This is a genomic window from Thermogutta terrifontis (assembly GCF_002277955.1).
Taxonomy (GTDB): Bacteria; Planctomycetota; Planctomycetia; order Pirellulales; family Thermoguttaceae; genus Thermogutta; species Thermogutta terrifontis.
The window spans coordinates 3,306,934-3,324,104 of record NZ_CP018477.1 but is presented as its reverse complement, the minus strand read 5'-3'; the positions used below and the strand labels follow the sequence as shown (position 1 = coordinate 3,324,104).

The 17,171-nt window shown below is 58.0% G+C and carries 13 protein-coding genes; 8 read left to right on the top strand and 5 right to left on the bottom strand.

All coding sequences use genetic code 11. From position 1 onward, the window contains the following. Nucleotides 1-195 precede the first annotated feature (195 nt). The gene (locus THTE_RS12325) at nucleotides 196-2,103 is read left to right on the top strand and encodes a DUF4914 family protein (RefSeq protein ID WP_095415718.1); all 1,908 of its coding nucleotides are present in this window, start codon (nucleotides 196-198) and stop codon (nucleotides 2,101-2,103) included. A gap of 158 nt (nucleotides 2,104-2,261) precedes the next feature. On the opposite strand, the gene THTE_RS12320 is transcribed toward THTE_RS12325, so the two are convergent. Further along, nucleotides 2,262-2,987: a TlpA family protein disulfide reductase gene (locus THTE_RS12320; RefSeq protein ID WP_095415717.1), complete on the bottom strand. Its 726-nt coding sequence runs from the start codon at nucleotides 2,985-2,987 to the stop codon at nucleotides 2,262-2,264. 620 nt (nucleotides 2,988-3,607) lie between these two features. Between THTE_RS12320 and THTE_RS12315 the strand changes: the two genes are divergently transcribed. Further along, complete coding sequence (locus tag THTE_RS12315; RefSeq protein ID WP_095415716.1) at nucleotides 3,608-4,966, top strand: serine/threonine-protein kinase; 1,359 nt, start codon at nucleotides 3,608-3,610, stop codon at nucleotides 4,964-4,966. Nucleotides 4,967-5,037: 71 nt separating this feature from the next. On the opposite strand, the gene THTE_RS12310 is transcribed toward THTE_RS12315, so the two are convergent. From THTE_RS12310 to queA, 3 genes are all read right to left on the bottom strand, one after another. Then, nucleotides 5,038-6,315, bottom strand: coding sequence for a cysteine desulfurase family protein (locus tag THTE_RS12310; protein ID WP_237260134.1), 1,278 nt, complete (start codon nucleotides 6,313-6,315; stop codon nucleotides 5,038-5,040). Next, nucleotides 6,272-6,922, bottom strand: a complete 651-nt coding sequence (locus THTE_RS12305; protein ID WP_237260133.1) for a phosphoesterase — start codon at nucleotides 6,920-6,922, stop codon at nucleotides 6,272-6,274. The genes THTE_RS12310 and THTE_RS12305 overlap by 44 nt, the downstream gene beginning before the upstream one ends. An 80-nt stretch (nucleotides 6,923-7,002) precedes the next feature. After that, nucleotides 7,003-8,124: a tRNA preQ1(34) S-adenosylmethionine ribosyltransferase-isomerase QueA gene (gene queA / locus THTE_RS12300; RefSeq protein ID WP_237260132.1), complete on the bottom strand. Its 1,122-nt coding sequence runs from the start codon at nucleotides 8,122-8,124 to the stop codon at nucleotides 7,003-7,005. Nucleotides 8,125-8,443: 319 nt separating this feature from the next. Here queA and prfB point away from each other — a divergent pair. The 6 genes from prfB to THTE_RS12270 all read left to right on the top strand — a co-directional run bounded on the left by prfB (nucleotide 8,444) and on the right by THTE_RS12270 (nucleotide 14,096). Then, a protein-coding gene (gene prfB / locus THTE_RS12295; RefSeq protein WP_338064579.1) for a peptide chain release factor 2 occupies nucleotides 8,444-9,575 on the top strand; the annotation gives its coding sequence in 2 pieces (ribosomal slippage) (nucleotides 8,444-8,512 and nucleotides 8,514-9,575; 1,131 coding nt in all). Between the two features lie 95 nt (nucleotides 9,576-9,670). Further along, the gene (locus THTE_RS12290) at nucleotides 9,671-10,072 is read left to right on the top strand and encodes a hypothetical protein (protein ID WP_095415713.1); all 402 of its coding nucleotides are present in this window, start codon (nucleotides 9,671-9,673) and stop codon (nucleotides 10,070-10,072) included. 129 nt (nucleotides 10,073-10,201) lie between these two features. Beyond that, nucleotides 10,202-10,549 carry a divalent-cation tolerance protein CutA gene (gene cutA / locus THTE_RS12285; protein ID WP_095415712.1) on the top strand — a complete coding sequence of 116 codons (348 nt, stop codon included), beginning with the start codon at nucleotides 10,202-10,204 and terminating at the stop codon, nucleotides 10,547-10,549. A gap of 328 nt (nucleotides 10,550-10,877) precedes the next feature. Next, entirely contained in the window at nucleotides 10,878-12,116 is a 1,239-nt protein-coding gene (locus THTE_RS12280) for a HEAT repeat domain-containing protein (protein ID WP_157732062.1), read from the top strand. 567 nt (nucleotides 12,117-12,683) lie between these two features. Further along, entirely contained in the window at nucleotides 12,684-12,926 is a 243-nt protein-coding gene (rpsR, locus tag THTE_RS12275) for a 30S ribosomal protein S18 (protein WP_095415710.1), read from the top strand. A 267-nt stretch (nucleotides 12,927-13,193) separates the two neighbouring features. Then, nucleotides 13,194-14,096: a M28 family peptidase gene (locus THTE_RS12270; protein ID WP_237260131.1), complete on the top strand. Its 903-nt coding sequence runs from the start codon at nucleotides 13,194-13,196 to the stop codon at nucleotides 14,094-14,096. Nucleotides 14,097-14,266: 170 nt separating this feature from the next. On the opposite strand, the gene clpB is transcribed toward THTE_RS12270, so the two are convergent. Continuing rightward, on the bottom strand, nucleotides 14,267-16,933 hold the full coding sequence (clpB, locus tag THTE_RS12265) for an ATP-dependent chaperone ClpB (protein WP_095415709.1): 2,667 nt from the start codon (nucleotides 16,931-16,933) through the stop codon (nucleotides 14,267-14,269). Nucleotides 16,934-17,171 lie beyond the last annotated feature (238 nt).

Sequence of the window (17,171 nt, the reverse complement as noted above, 5' to 3'; positions counted from 1 at the left end):
AGAGGGGGCAGTTGGCCTTTGTCGCATTGGTGTGGCGGCACTTCGGTCTGGTTAAAATGGCGTTTTGAGAGGTAATTCAGTGGGTGCCCTTCTGCGCTGGCCGTGTGTCCAGCTGTGGACCATAACGGGAGTGTTGGTGAAGCGATATCAGGCCAGTTCGCGGACAGAGACAATACGAGACACGAGCTTACCATCATGGCGGTCGATTTGAACAGTGCGGTAGGAAGTCGGATCGTTGGACCAGAAAGTCTGCTCCGTGTCCTCCAATCGGCGCGGCGGGTGATTATTCCCGAAAAGCCGCAAGAGCTTTTCGATTTGGCTGTCGGAGGTCCGGACAGGGATTACTTTGAAGTCGTTTATGACATTCCCGGCAAAGGACCGTTCAAGGAGGCTACGGTGGTCCGGTGCCGCAATGGCATTGCGGTCAATTACACAGAGCCCTACATGCGGCGGCGGGACCCGGACTGCATGGTGGTGGCCGACGATCGTCCCTCCGACAAGCCCCGATTTCATGAGCGGTTTTCAGTTCCGTTTGAGCAGGTTCGGCAGGAGATTCTGGACTGGCTGGCTGAACAGGAACTGATCATTCTGCCGTTTTACGCAGGTGGAAGGCGGTGGGGGTTTCAGGCGGCTCTCGTCGCGCCTCTCAACGCCAGTTTCTTTGCGGGTGCCCTTGCGCTTCTTCAGGAGATGATCCCGGCAGTTGAACTTCCGGAAGAGTTTTCTCCGGAGGCCGTGGTGTTTGTTGCACCCCCGTTCCGACACACTCTTTGCGACGGCAAACAGGTGGTCATTCACCACCGTGGTCCTCCGGTGTATGAGGTCTTTTCGCTCAATCTCTATCCGGGACCCAGCGCCAAGAAGGGCGTTTACGGTGTGCTTCTTTCCCTGGGAGAGGAGCAGGGTTGGGTGACGCTGCATGGTTCCACCGTTCAGGTCATGACGCCTTACGACAACATCATGACCATCATGCATGAAGGGGCCAGCGGTGGTGGAAAGAGTGAAATGCTCGAATATCCGCATCGGGAACCCGACGGCCGGCTTCTCTTGGGAAGAAACATTATCACAGGTCAAAAACGCTACATCTCCCTGGTTCAGGGCTGCACTTTGTTTCCTGTTACCGATGACATGGCCCTGTGTCACCCGGGTTTTCAAAACTCCAAGGGTAGAAAACTGGTGGTCTCCGATGCGGAAACGGCGTGGTTCGTGCGGGTGGACCACATCAAGGAATATGGAACGGATCCCTATCTTGAACGAATTTGCACGATGGCGAAGGAGCCCATCATTTTCCTCAATATTCATGCGGTGCCCCGCGCGACGTGTCTGATTTGGGAACACATCGAAGATGCTCCCGGAAAACCGTGTCCGAACCCGCGTGTGATTTTGCCACGGCGGCTGGTTCCGAATGTGATTAATGAGCCGGTGTCCGTGGATGTGCGGAGTTTTGGAGTCCGCACGCCGCCCTGCACGCGAGAAAATCCCACCTACGGCATTTTGGGAATGATGCACGTCCTGCCGCCGGCGTTGGCATGGTTGTGGCGATTGGTGGCGCCCCGAGGACATTCCAATCCCAGTATCGTGGACAGTGATTCGCTCCAGAGCGAAGGTGTGGGATCATACTGGCCTTTTGCGACGGGGTGTAAAGTTGATCAGGCCAACCTCCTGCTCAGGCAAATTCTGGAGACGCCGGATACGCGATTTGTCCTCGTGCCCAATCAGCATATCGGATGCTGGGAAGTTGGCTTTATGCCGGAGTGGCTCATGCGGGAATATCTGGCGCGACGTGGTGGCGCCCGATTTCGGCCTGAACAGCTTAAACCGGCCCGGTGTCCCCTGCTAGGATATGCTCTCTCCTTCATGCAAATCGAAGGCACTCAGATTCCCAGTTGGTTCCTGGAAGTGGACTCTCAGCCGGAAGTAGGACCGGAGACCTACGACAAGGGTGCGGAGATTCTTTATCGGTTCTTCCATAAGCATCTGGAGGAATTGGTGTCGATGCCGGGGCTGGATCCCCTCGGCCGACGGATAATTCGGGCATGTTTGGAGCGTGCCCCGCTGAGCAGTTTCGAGTCACTGATTCCCTTCAATCCCTACGTTTCCTAATTGGGGGTAAGCCGTCCCCAGGAAAGCTCGGCGGCTGATAAAGTCGAAAAGGCGACTGCGTTTCCTGCATCTTCAGGAAACGTCCGCCGCTTGCGGGCGGGCGCTTGGGGAAAGCCGACGTCCGACGCAAATTGACCCGCCCCCAGGTTTGGGGAGCACTAGCGGTTTGAAACGTCGGGCTGAGAGTTTTGTGATTCGGCGAGCAGCTTTTTGATCATGCGCTCAATTTCTTTTTCAATTCCCGGCCAGTAACCGACCCACATCGCCCGGATTGTTCTGCTCCCATCGACGAGAATTGTCGTGGGATACCCCTGAAAACCTGCGATTCGGTCGATCTCACTCCGAGTCTGGAAGGTGGGATCAGCGTAAGTGGGAAATTCTGCATCCGAAGAATTCAAGAAGGCAAGTGTGCTCCGGCGGAGTTCATCGATATTTTCTTGATTTTCCTGGCGATCTCCCGCGCAGGACACGGAAAGGAAAAGAAACGCCGGATGATCCTTGAACTCCTCGAAAAGGGCTTTCATGTGAGGAAATTCCCGGCGACAGGGTGGGCACCATGTTCCCCAGAAATTAATCAGCGTCACCCGTCCTGAAAGATCGGCAGACGTGATGGCCGTGCTGCTGCCGGTCAGCGGAGTCAGGGCGAGCGTCGTCAGGGCGCGGCCGACCGCTGGGTGATTTTCACCCACCGGGACCTTCTCGGGACTGAAGGGTGAGTATTTGATGACCACCAGCGTGAAGAGCCCCAGCAGGCACAGCATCGCCACGATCTGAAAGCCCTTCCCCATGACCCTGGCCACAGCCAGCGTCCGTGACGGTGGAGGTCCCTCGGTCTGCCGGGGGTTACCCAGCGATTGCTGATTCTCGTGGTTCGGCGATACCATGTTCGTCCCTCAAAGTCCGAACAAACGGCAAAATCACCCTCTGCCTATTTTACCGGCAAACTACTCCTAGAAACGACCTTGCGCCGCACCCGAGATAGGCGGGTTGACGGCATCACGCATGTCAGTTGAGTTACGGATACTCCGCGAAGCAGGGCGGTGGTGTCTGCCGGGCGGGCATGATCATGGAGGTTCGGAAAGCGGGGCCGGGACAGGCGTGTTCCTCTTTACAAAAGCAGACGACTAACAAGCTTCTCTACGAGACCCCAATTAGCGAAGCTTCGCTGAATTCGGGCGCGGAACAGCCGTGAACGGATGCTGGGCCCTGCAAGGGAACTTTGCCTTTCTGCTGAAATGCGCCGTCACTTCGATGTCATATCGGCGACACCGTTGCTGAAGAGCATTATAATTTTCAAGTGAGCAGGCACCTCCACACAGCATCCATGGACTTTAGATCGGCCCACGTGGTGCTAGGTTTTACTGGAGGAAGACGTTGTTGGCCGCGTTCGGCGGGCGTAACGCGAAGAAACGCTGGTTGTACGGAGGTCCTTAGCCCAGTTGGCGAGTCTCGACCACTTTGAGCGTCGCATCGGGTGACAACTGCCAAGAGATGGACTGGACGTATGACTGTTCCCGGCAGCACAAGCTTCGAGCATTGTGCCCTGGCCAGCGGCCTGGTAACACGGGAACAGCTTGAAGAGGCCTGGCAAACGCTCCGTGCCAAAGCGGGATTCTCCATCGACGTTCCGTTGGAGGAGCGGCTCGCGCAAACGCTCGTCGAACTCGGTTACATCAATGCCTGGCAGGCCAAACAGCTCCTCGAGGGCCGCACGAAGTTCACCCTCGGTCCTTACCGAATTATCGATTCCATCGGTCGCGGGGGCATGGGGCAGGTTTTTAAAGGGGAACATATGATCCTCGGGCGGGTTGTGGCGGTCAAGGTCCTCCCCCGACACAAGTCTAATCCCGAGGCAGTGCAGAATTTTCTTCGGGAAATTCGGGCGCAGGCCAAACTGGATCACCCCAATCTGGTACGGGCTTACGATGCCGGGATGGATGGGAGCGTCGTGTACCTCGTGACCGAATACGTCCCCGGCGTCGATATGCGAAAACTTATCCGCCAGCGCGGACCCATGCGGATGCATGCCGCGGCCTCGATCATCTCTCAGGTCGCTTCAGCCCTCCAGCACGCTCACGAGCAGGGGCTGATTCACCGGGATGTCAAACCGGGCAACATCCTGGTCACCAACGATGGAACCGCCAAATTGCTGGATCTCGGGCTTGCTGGTCCGCTCGGCCAGGAGGCGGTCAACGATCCCCGCTATGGACGGATCGTGGGTACCGTGGACTATCTCTCCCCGGACCACATTCGCGAACCGCATAAACCAACACCGGCGTGGGATATTTACTCTCTCGGTTGCACCCTGTATTACGCGGTTACAGGCAAAGTCCCGTTTCCCGGCGGAACCACGGCCGATAAAGTGCGGGCGCACTGCGAGCTGCGTCCGCTCGATCCCCGCCGACTGAACCCCGAACTGGATGCAGCCTTTGTCGATGTGATGGCCGAAATGATGGCCAAGGATCCCAAGGAGCGTATACCGACCGCGGCAGAGGTCGTGCGGCGACTGGCTCCTTGGGTTATCACCCCCTGTCCTATCGACGAGACGTGCTTCATCCGCTCGAAATCAGGGAACAGGCATCGACTTTATGTGGCGAAGCCGCTGACTGCGCCGCCAATCCCGCTTCCCGATACAAAACCGAGTTTTTCCAACATGCTCCTTCAGGTGGCCATGGACAACCAGTCCACCGGGGTAAGCCAGACCACCGCCCGCACCGACGACCCTATCGGCATTCCGGCGGAACCCGAAGGCCGATCGACGCCGAGCGGGCAAAGTCTGCTGGCCCCACTTATCTTTTTCCTTCTGATTCCGCTGGGCCTTGTTGTGACGGTCTTTCTCCTGTGGAAGTGGCTCGCCCATTAACGACGACCGCCCTTGGTTCGGTATGCGGGTGGGGTGAGAACAACGGCCCGAGCGTTGACAGGGTTATCTGTTTAACGTTCTCCAGGACCTCTCGACCAACCCTCGAGGGCCGATTGAAGATCGACAAGCTGACGGACGGCGCTACACAAAACGTCGGCCGCGTACCGAATTTCTTCCTCCGTGTTGAAACGCCCGATTCCCACGCGGATACTCGCCCGAGCCTCCGTTTCACTCAGCCCCAGAGCCAGCAAAACATGGCTGGGTCGGGGATCCGCCGAGCTGCAGGCCGATCCCGAGCTCAAAGCCAGCTCCGGAACGTGGAGGAGCAGCGTCTCGCCCTCGATTCCGGGGAAGCGGACGTTGAGATTGCCCGGGAGTCGCCAATCCGGTCGGGATAGATCCGGCCCATTCAGTTGCACCCGCTCTCCCAGTTGTTCCTTGAGCAAATGGAACAGCAGATTGCGGAGTTGCTGCAATCGCACCATTTCATTTTCCAGATCCGCCAGGGCAAGGGCCACAGCATGGGCAAATCCGACAATCCCGGGAACGTTGAGCGTGCCGCTACGCAGGCCTCGTTCGTGTCCTCCACCGTAGATGAGGGGCTGAATTTTGAACCCAGCCTGGCGTCGCCGGACGATGAGGGCCCCAACGCCTTTGGGGCCATAAACTTTATGGGCCGAAAGGCTGATCAGGTCCACCTCGCGAAGTTCGTCGCGGAGGGGTACTTTGCCAAGAGCCTGCACGGCGTCCACATGGAAAATAATGCCGCGCTCTCGACAGAGAGCGGCGATTTCTCGAATCGGCTGGACTGAGCCTATCTCGTTGTTGGCCGCCATAATTGAAACCAGCCGCGTATTCGGCTTCAAAGCCTCTTCCACAGATTCGGCCAAGACCCGCCCCGCCTGAGGATCACCGTTTTGGACCGGGCGGACCAGGGTGACGGTATGGCCTTCCTCGCTCAGCTTCTGCAAAGGTTCCAGAACAGAGGGGTGCTCGATTGAGGAGGCGACCAGGTGAGACCCAGGCGGAAGACAGCGACCGACTCCTAAAATGGCGAGATTGTTACTTTCGGTGGCCCCACTTGTGAAAATCACTTCCCGGGGATCAGCATCCACCGCTGCTGCAATTGTTTCCCTTGCTTTCTCGACCGCGTCTTTAGCCCTTTCTCCAAACACATGGGTGATGGAAGCGGCGTTCCCAAATTCTTCACAGAAATATGGCAGCATCACATCCCGCACCCGGGGATCGCACCGGGTCGTGGCATGGTTGTCAAGATAGATGGGCGTTTGCACCATTAAGCGCGACTCACGCTGTGCGCTGATCTGCTTGCCCGGGAGGGACCACTCCAAAAACACCCTCCAACGCGATTTGGGACCACGTTTCGAACTCTGTCCAATTGTTCGCGAGTTGCTGGGGAGGGGCAAATCCGTGCCCCACCACATCGACTTCACGCGGAGTTACCACCGGTTCTTCCAGCGACAGCCGATAGACCACGCCGAGATGCACCCTTCCGACCTCGGTCTGGTCGTCGTTGATGAGTCCGACGCACTCCAGGATATAGGGCGAGCCGATGATCACCTCTTCGTTGATTTCTCGCAGCAACGCATGGTGAAATGCATCCGTGCCATTCGCTGCATCCTCGCGAGCAATATGGCCCCCAATCCCTATGCTTCGCTTTCGCCGCAAGCGGCTTTCTCCCTGGCCGCTTCCCCGGGTGTAGTGAAAAACTTCCCATCCTGCACCGTTTCGCCAGGCAAGGATGGCATACGGGATGATCTGCTTGAAGGACGGATCCGGCTCCACCAACCGGCGGGCCCGGAAGGATGTCTTTTCCGGTGAAAAGATGCGGGGAACATAACGTTCCACGCGATTGGTGAAGCCCTGGAAATACCCTAACTCGTGAAAGTAGCTAGTGGGAATGACGAGAACTTCTTCATCCATCGGATCCCGCGGCATACTGGGAAACCTCACTTTCTTCCTGATGAAAGCGATGGATTATCGAAAACCGCACCCTATTCTCTCGCTGAACGAGAATTCTACAGGATCAGCATGGCGTCGCCGTAGCTGTAAAACCGATACTCCTCTCGAATTGCTTCGTCATAGGCACGCTTAATTAACTCATCTCCTCCAAAGGTCCGTACCAAAACCAGCAGGGTGGTTTTAGGAAGATGAAAGTTGGTCATCAGGGCGTCCACAATTTTGAACTGATACGGCGGGCGGATGTAGAGGTCGGTTCGCCCGGCAAATGGCTTCAGTTCACCACTGGCGGCAGCCGTTTCCAGAAGTCGCGTCACCGTCGTGCCCACAGCCACCACCCGGCCCCCTTCCTTACGGGCAGCGTTGATTTCCTCCGCCACCTCCGGAGCGATCTCACCCCATTCGGAGTGCATTTTATGTTCTTCGATTTGCGAGGTTTTGATCGGGACGAAGGTTCCCAACCCCACATGGAGGGTCACGAAAACGATCTTGACCCCCTGTGTGCGAAGGCTGTTCAAAAGTTGCGGGGTGAAATGGAGCCCGGCTGTGGGAGCGGCTACGGATCCGGGGACCTGGGCGTAGACCGTTTGGTAGCGGGTTCGGTCTTCTTCCATCATCTGGCCCCCGCGAATGTAGGGGGGAAGCGGCACCCGACCGAGGCGTTCCAGGGTCTGCCAGGTGTCCTCACTGGTATCGGGACTGACCAGCCAGCCCCCGTCTGCAATCTTGCCGATAACAAAGAGCTTGATATCGTCCCGCCCTTCCCGATTGACAAGCGTGATGGTCTCACCCGGCCGGAGCTTACCGCGGGTTTTCCCAATCACCTGCCAGACGCCACTGGGATCGGCCTCCACGAATAGGCCTTCCCAGCGACCGCGGGTCTCGGTCCGGTAACCCACCAGCCGTGCCGGAACCACCCGAGTGTTGTTTAAGACTAGGATGTCGCCCGGCTGGAGGATCTCGGGCAGATCCCGCACGTGGCGGTGCTCGATGGTCTGCGACCGCCGATCCACGACCATAAGCCGAGCGTCGGCCCGGTTCGGCAGAGGCCGCTGGGCAATCAGGTGTTTCGGCAGCTCATAATCGTACTCGTTAATGTCAATCATCGAATCCCCTTGGATTGTGGCAATCTGAGTGGCCACTGGGGCTCCCACGAGCAGCCCGCGAGTTCGGTTCACCATTGGTTCTCCATGATTGTAGAGGTTCCGAAAGGCCGAGTGTACCAATCTTGTCAGGCATGTTAAACTTGAAATAATCGACCTGGCCGCTTGCCAAATTCGCGCGACCGGACGGCAATCGCTCTGCAATTGTCAGAGGTGGGGGGGCGCGGCAAGAGACAGGGTCAGAGAAAAGGTTCTCGTGTTGCTCCGGTGTGCCTACAATTTCAAAGGACGGCAGTCAGTTATCGCGGTCCTTTCGGTGGCGCAAACTTTGCAGCGAAGAATTTGATTAACAATCTTCATCCATCCCGTTTTTGGAGAAGATCTGCGGAGATCGCCGATGGAACGAGAACTTGTCAATCGTGCAGAGGCTATTCGGGAACGTTTGCTGCAGCTTCGGGACTCCCTTTGACTACGCTCATCGCAAAGCTAGGGAGACTGAGATCGAACAGGCGATGAGCCAGCCCTCCTTCTGGGCGGATCCCGAGAAATCCCAGGCCCTGGTTTCCGAGCTGAAGGAACTCCGCGCGGTCCTCAAGCCGATGGATCAGGCGCTCAAGGAGCTTGAGGACGTGGACGCCATGATCGAACTGGGCGAAGAATCTCCGGAAATCGCCGCGGAGTTGCCTGAGGCGCTCCAGCGTTTGGAAAAGCTGGTAAATGAGCTGGAAGTCAAGTCCCTGCTCAATGGGCCTCACGACTCGTGCAATGCCATCGTGAGCATCAATGCCCGGGATGGTGGAACCGATGCCCATGATTGGGCAGAAATGCTCTTGCGGATGTATATCAACTGGGCGGAAGCCAACGGCTACGAAGTGGAATTGCTGGATCGCGTGGATAACGACGTAGCCGGTATCAACAGTGCCACCATCGCGATCCGCGGACCGATGGCCTATGGGTATCTCAAAGGCGAGACGGGCATTCACCGTCTTGTGCGGATCAGCCCCTTCAACGCGGAAGGCAAACGACAAACGAGCTTCGCTGCGGTGGACGTCACACCCGAAGTGAAAAACGATACGGAAATCGAAATTCGGGAAGAGGACATCGAGGAGGATGTGTTCCGGGCAAGCGGTCCCGGCGGACAACACGTCAATAAAACGTCCAGCGCGGTACGGATTACGCACATCCCCACAGGCATAGTCGTGGCCTGCCAGAGTGAGCGGAGTCAGCACCAGAATCGCGCCATGGCGATGAAGATGCTTCGCGCAAAACTGGCGCGTCTGGAAGAAGAAAAGCGTGAAGCCGAGATGGCGGCCAAATACGAGGCGGCTCCCAAAGTGGGGTTCGGTTCGCAAATCCGCAGTTACTTCCAGCATCCGGAACAGCGGATCAAGGATGCCCGCACGGGTCATACCGAAACCAGCTTCCAGGCGGTCATGGATGGTGAAATTCAGGGATTCCTTGACGCCTACCTTCGGTGGAAAGCCGCGGAAGACGCCGCCCGTTTCCGTTCACCGGTGAAGTCCAATTGAGGTAAGCGAAGACGGTCCGGTAGAGGAGACCCCCATTGTGGGGTCCGTTGGCCGGCTCCGAGGTGACCGATCCCTGCATGAAGTGAGAGGTGAACATGGCGGCCGATATGGACTACGACCGCATCCAGAACTTGCGACTGGAATACACGGACCAGTACGTCACCGTGAATAGCCCGCGCCCGGAACTTGCTCGATTCAAAGGGAAAATCGGCCGGGTTATCACAATCAACTGGAATGGGCGGGCGCTTGTCCAGTTCGATTCTGGTGCCGATCGCGGTTGGTACGATATTGACCTGGATGACTTGCGGGTGGTTGATCCGCCTGCTTCCAAAACGCCCGAAGGGGCGGCTTCTCCGGCTTCGGTCCCCAAAGAGGGCCCTCAGCACGTGGAGTACAAGCCGTCGGCTTTGGAGGTAGCGCGACAGGCCCGGGACAAAACGCATGCGCAGCCCTCTGGGCAGGGTGGCGCCCCGAGCGATACCCAGAGTCCTTCCTAAGAGACAGCGCAATCGTGACCTGTATTGGTTGATTCTCTCTTTCGCGGGATGCCGCAAGTCGCCTTGCCGAGTTACGGGAGGAGGGGAAAAGGACCAACAGCGTTTTCTGCGATGGGGGGTGCTTAGTCCATGACGGAGCAGCTAAGCTCTTTTCTCCAGGTCTTTGTAACGTTTCCCGATCGTGAGTCAGCCGCGCGAGTGGCCCAGACTCTCGTGGAGGAGGCGCTGGCAGGCTGTGTCCAAATTGCCGGTCCGATCCACAGCGTGTACCAATGGCAGGGTAAAGTGGAATCGGCCGATGAATGGCTGTGTTTGATAAAGACCGCGGCATCTCGCTATGCTCAACTTGAGCAACGCATCCGCCAGATGCATCCTTATCAGGTGCCAGAAATCATCGCGGTGCCCATTTCACTGGGAAGCGCGGATTACCTGAAGTGGTTGAGTGCGGCGCTTGGGGATGCGAGCCCTGCACCCTAAATCTGCATATCTTTCCCGTTGTGGGCTTTCTGGCTTGTAACCGTATGCGGGTAAAAGGGCCATCGCAGGTAATTTGCGAAATTTGCCTTTTGGCGCTTGGCATCACGCGGGTCCTGGGAAATAATGAGCACAGCCCACCGGCCGAGTGCGGAGGATTTGCTCCGCCGGAAAAAAGGTGGAGGTAGTACAGGCTCGCTCAACTCTTTATGAAAGGCTGGTTATGAGAATTTCGGCTCGTCTGGGTGCGCATGGTGTTAGAATTTCTCCTCCTTGGCCCAATCCATTGATGAGAAATGTATGTGATACCCGTTTATGGTCGTGGCGATCAGTGTTGGCGGCCATCCTGGCGCTGAGTTTGTGGGGATTTGCCGATACCACCACGGTAGCCGGGGCCGAGGAATCGCCCTCACCGGCACCCGCTGGACAGGCGCGGCCTTCCCTTGAGGAGTGCCGACGAATGCTCACGGAGGGAGACGAAGCCAGCAAACTCCAGGCGGTTGCGGCGCTGAAATCCCTGGGGCAAGACGCGGTACCCGTGCTTCTCACAGCTCTTGGTGATCCCCGTGACACAGTGAGAACCAGGGCCATCGTGGCCGTCGGCAAGCTGGCACCCGCACATGCCGACGTCGCGGTCCCCAAGCTGCTGGAACTGGCGCAGAAAGATGGGGCGCAGGTGGACGACCTGCCCAACTGGATCCTTGCCTTTCAGGCAATTGGGAAATTCGGCGCACAGGCGCTACCGATTCTCGATGCGGAGTGGACGAACGCCTCGCCGGAGAAAAAGGCCGTGCTCTGCGTGGCGTACTCGGAGCTGGGGTCGGCCGCAGCACCGGCTGTTCCTAAGTTGATTGAGCTGATCCAGGAAGATAATGTGGTCAATCGCCGGCAGGCCGTGGGGGCTCTCATGGCAATCGGTCCGGCGGCGGCCCCGGCTGTCCCGGTGCTTCGCAAGGCCCTCTACCATGAGGATTTTCACACCCAGTATTGGGCGTGTCGCGCGCTGGGGGCAATTGGTGAACCGGCCCTTCCCGCCGTACCGGACCTCGTTGATCGGCTGAAAAATGGGGCCGCTTCGGTGAAACGCAACGCTGCTGCTGCTCTCGGCAAGATTGGCCCGAAAATCGGCCCCGACGCCGTTCAGGCATTGACCGAAGCGGTCGATGATGTGGTGCAACCTGTCCGCGAACAGGCCGTGCTGGCATTGGGTCGGTTGGGACCTGATGTGGCCGGGCCTGCGCGCGAGGCGATCGAAAAATCCCATGCTCGTCGGCCGATTTATCCGGCATCGGCTGCCTGTTGGGCGATCTGGCGTCTCGGCGGCTCCTTCGAACCCCTCAAGAACAGCCTCATTTCTGACATCCGTGGAGGCATTTACCGCGAGGAGGCCACGGAAATACTCCTCACGATGGGCCGCGATGCCGAGCCGGTCATTCAGGAGCTGGAGGCCCTGGCCAGGGCACTCGGAGCGAAAAAGCTGGAACCTCTCGAAGAGGAAGAGCTCGCCAACATTCAGCAGACTTTGGCCGAGCTGCGAGCGGCCCGCCAGAGCGCTACGCCGTGCCCGTAGTCGCCCATCGCCACCGTTTCGCGATTCGCAGCGCAGGGGTGCGGAGCTTAATCAGGCTGGGGGCGGGAGCGAGTTTCAGTCCGGCGCGACGTGTTTGTCACGTCCGCTTCGGGAGGGATGTGTTTGTCACGTCCGCTTTCCACCGCTGGATTCTCTCTTACGTTTCAGTGGGCACGACAAGCGTGCCCCTCCGACTCTTCGGAGGGACTCTTCGGAGGGACCTGCTTGTCAGGTCCGCATTTGGGATCATCCACTTCATCGATCGCGTTCCAGTTGCTGGGCTCAGTTGCTGGTCAAACTTAAACAGCCGGGGTGATTCACGAATCCCCCGGCAACACATCTGTCAGACCCAAATGCATCGGAGTCCAGAAAGGGCAATTCATGAATTGCCCCCATATCCTGCATGTCGCGGCTCCTCAAAGAGTGGGGATGGTTAAGGTTGCCCCTTCCCTTGGCTTGTGCGGTCCTCCGCTTTATACTGGAGCTTTGGCGAACCTCTTGGGACTGAAAAAGCGAAAAACCAGTTGTTTTCGGACATCCATGCGGTGATTTGACTGGCGAATCGATATGGCGAAGAAGAGAATTCGAGCAAAGCGTCGAAAGCGTGACCCCTTGATGGTGGACGGGCAGTACCCACGCCCTCTTTATGTGGACTACAAGGACGTGGAACTGCTGAAAAAGCTGACCAACCGACAGGGTAAAATCGTGGGCCGCCGCAAGACCGGTTGTGCTGCGAAGAGCCAGCACGCCATTAGCAAGGCTATCAAGCGGGCGCGGATCATGGCGCTGCTGCCCTTTGTTGGGGAATAACACCCCGGGGAAAGCGGGTCGTGTATTCTCTCGGGAGAAAGACAGCCCCTCGGGCAGACGGGTGGCTTCTGTTTCGGAGTACCTTCGGTCGAGGAGCCGAACGCAGGTTTGGCGCGTCTGGTTGCTGGTGAGCACTCTGGTTATTTTTTTCGGCTCCGGCATCAAGCCAGTTTGGCGCGGTTGATCGGAGGCGCAGGTGTCTTTCTTCTATTTGCTTTTGGCTCAGGCCTGCTTTTGTGGCAATTTCTTCCCCGCGGGACCGGCAGGGTGTCTCACTGGCGACTTGAGCAGATTCCTTTTGACGGCGCGCGGGCATTTCGGTATCTCGAGCAATTGTGCGAGATAGGACCTCGACCCAGCGGCTCGCCTGGGATGGCCAAGCAGCAGGAGCTCCTTCTCAAACATTTTGCTGAGCTGGGAGCCGAAGTGGAATTGCAGCGATTTTCCGGGCGGGATCCTCGCACTGGTGATCCGGTGCCGATGGCTAACCTGATTGCCAGGTTTTTCCCAGAGCGGACGGAACGTATTCTTCTCTGTGCCCATTACGATACCCTTCCGTTCCCTCTGCGCGATCGGGTCAACCCGCGAGGCCGTTTTATCGGAGCCAACGACGGCGCCAGCGGGGTTGCCGTGCTCATGGAGATGGCACACCACGTCAGCAAGTTGCCACCGGATATGGGCGTTGATATGGTGTGCTTCGATGGGGAAGAGTTCATCTTCTCGGAATGGGATCCCTACTTCCAGGGCTCGGAATACTTTGCCCAGCAATACGTCGAGTCCGCGCCCCAACGCCGCTGGCGGTATCGCGCGGCCGTCCTGTTCGACATGGTGGGCGACGCGGACCTCCAAATCTATCAGGAGCGTAACAGTGCGTGGTGGCGGGACTCCCGTTGGATCGTGGATGGCATTTGGAAAACGGCCGCCCGACTCAAAGTCCTCGAATTCATCCCCCAAAAAAAGTATGAGATTCGGGACGATCATTTGGCCCTTCACAATATTGGGGGAATTCCTTCCTGCGTGCTCATCGATTTTGACTATCCCGCCTGGCATACTCAGAATGATGTCCCCGCCCAGTGCTCTCCGTTAAGCCTGGCCAAAGTGGGATGGGTGGTGCTGGAATGGTTGCGGTCGCTGGATGTAAACACTCTACCGCAACCGCAGGGCGGTTGATCTGCGGAATTAGAGAGGCTCGGTTTGACTCCGCGGATCTACAGGGTTCTTAGCTCCTGCACGACGGCTGGACGTGAAGAAAGAAAAGAGTTGGGGCGAGCTGCTTCTCACCCCAACTCTGAATCTGCTGTCAATAACACGGTTTATGTGAGCTGTTTTGCCCTTGCTTGTCACCGCGAACTGCCCACGGTGGCCGGCTCGGGAGCGATCCGCTCGAACGTGAACTCCTCCGTCCGATCGTCGTAATCCACCCGTATGGTGGCGCCTTCCCAATCGGTTTCCTTGAGGAGCTCCATAGCCAGCGGGTTCTCGATCCGCTGTTGAATGACCCGCTTGAGCGGTCGAGCGCCGTAGGTGGGGTCGTAGCCGAGCTCGGCCAGGGCCTCGATTGCCCGATCGGTAACCTCCAGAGTGATTCCCTTGGAAGCCAGCCGATCCTTGAGCCGCCGGATCTGGATTTCGGCGATCTTCTTGATCTGATCCTTGCGAAGCGGATGGAAGATGATCACTTCATCGATGCGGTTGAGGAACTCCGGCAGGAAATGCTGTTTGAGGGCCTGCATAACGGCCTCGCGGATTTCATCTTCCGTGCCGCCTGCTTGAGTGATCTCCTGGATGAGTTGGCTTCCGATGTTGGAGGTCATCACGATGATCGTGTTGGTGAAGTCGACCGTGTGACCCTGGTTGTCTGTGAGCCGACCATCGTCGAGCACCTGGAGCAGGATGTTGAACACATCGCGATGAGCCTTTTCAATTTCGTCAAGCAGGATCACGGCATAGGGACGCCGGCGAATGGCCTCGGTGAGCACACCACCCTCTTCATAGCCCACATACCCGGGCGGGGCGCCGATCAGTCGGCTGACGGTGTGCCGTTCCATAAACTCGCTCATGTCGAGCCGTACCAGGGCGTTTTCGTCGTCGAAGAGGACTTCGGCGAGCGCCTTGCACAGCTCCGTCTTCCCGACACCGGTCGGGCCCAGGAAGATGAACGAACCGATGGGGCGTTTCGGATCCTGCAGCCCTGACCGGCTGCGGCGCACGGCGTTGGCCACTGCTTCCACCGCTTCGTCCTGCCCCACAACTCGCTGGTGGAGGCGTTCCTCGAGCACGAGCAGCTTGGCCCGTTCGGTCTCCATCATGCGGGACACGGGAATGCCGGTCCAGGCACTGACGACTTCGGCGATCTCTTCCGGACCCACTTCCAGCCGCAACAGCCGTTTGTCGTCCGGGACCGGATAGGAATTCTCCGCCTGCTCCAATTGTTTTGCCAGCTCGCGGCGTCTGATATCCAATTCGTAAAGCCGCTGGTAATCTTCTTCCCGCACCAGCATGCCGGAGGATTGCTTTTCTTTGATGGCGGCCTGAAGCTGATTGAATTCATGCTCGGCCTGCTGGAGTTCATTCTGGAGACGCCTAATCTGCTCGATCGCGGCTTTCTCTTTCTCCCATTGATCACGAAGTTTTTGCAATTCCTGACGCAGCTTGTTGATCTCCTCCTGGATCTCGGCACGGCGCTCCTTGGCGTGTTCCTCGGTCTCATCAGCAAGCTGGCGCTCGGCCAGTTCCAGTTGCACAATTCGTCGTTGGAGTTGGTCGATCTCCACCGGCACGCTTTTCAGCTCCATGGCGAGACGGCTCATCGCCTCATCCACCAGGTCGATGGCTTTGTCGGGAAGATAGCGATCGGTGATGTAGCGGTGCGACAACCTCGCCGCGGCAACGAGAGCCGAATCCTTGATCTTCACGCCGTGATGGGCCTCGTAGCGGGCCTTGAGACCACGGAGAATGGCGATTGTGTCCTCGACAGAAGGCTCGCCCACATACACCGGTTGAAACCGACGCTCCAGAGCCGCATCTTTTTCGATGTATTTGCGGTACTCGTCGAGAGTGGTCGCGCCAATGCACCGCAGATCACCCCGGGCAAGAGCGGGTTTGAGCAGGTTCGCCGCGTCCGCGCCACCCTCCGCCCTTCCTGCCCCCACCACCGTGTGAAGCTCGTCGATGAAGAGGATGATGTTCCCACCGGCCGCTTCCACCTCTCTCAGAACGGCTTTGAGACGTTCCTCGAATTCGCCGCGATATTTCGTCCCCGCAATTAAAGCCCCCATGTCGAGGGCGATCACCCGTTTGTTTTTCAGGTTCTCCGGAACGTCCCCATCGGCAATTCGCTGGGCCAACCCCTCGACAATCGCCGTTTTGCCCACTCCGGGATCACCAATCAGCACAGGGTTGTTCTTGGTACGTCGTGACAGAACCTGCATGACGCGGCGGATTTCCTGATCCCGACCGATGACGGGGTCGAGTTTGCCCTTGCGGGCCCGCTCCACAAGGTCCACCCCATACCGCTCGAGGGCCTGGAACTTGGCCTCCGGGTTCTGGTCCTCCACACGCGCTGTGCCCCTCACCGCCCGCATCGCCTGTAGAATCTCCTGATCAGTGATGCCGTTGAGTTTAAGAATGTTGCGGGCCTTGGAATCCACCTTGGCCAGCGCCAGGAGCAGGTGTTCGGTCGAAATGAAATCGTCACGCAGGGCGTCAGCCTCGCGTTGAGACTGCTCAAGGACCTTCATCAGAGAGGAAGACGGTTGCGGCTGGGCACCGCCAGAAACCTTCGGAAAATGATTGAGCTCGCCCTCGATGATCCGTTCAAGTTGCGACCGGTTGACCCCGATCCGCTCCAGAATCGGCTTGATCAACCCATCCGTCTCGCTCACCAGAGCGGCCAGCAGGTGCACCGGGTCGATCTCCGGATGCCCTCGTTCGGACGCCAGGGATTGCGCGTTGGCTACTGCTTCCTGTGCTTTGATGGTCAGTTTATCGAATCGAAAAGCCGGCATGATTGCCTCCTTTCTTTCTCGTGCTGTTAAAAGATTCTGGTGTCACAGGCTTGCGCCTCAATGGACCCACGAAGTGATGAAGATACGAGGTTTCCATTTCGGCCGAGGATCGCCGCGATGAGTTTACCGCTCCAGGCTTTTGCACACAACTTCCTGCCAAGCAAATCCATCCCCATTTTTCCTCCGCCCATGGGGACGCAGACGTCCACACGGCCTCGCGTGGGAGCGAGATTCAACT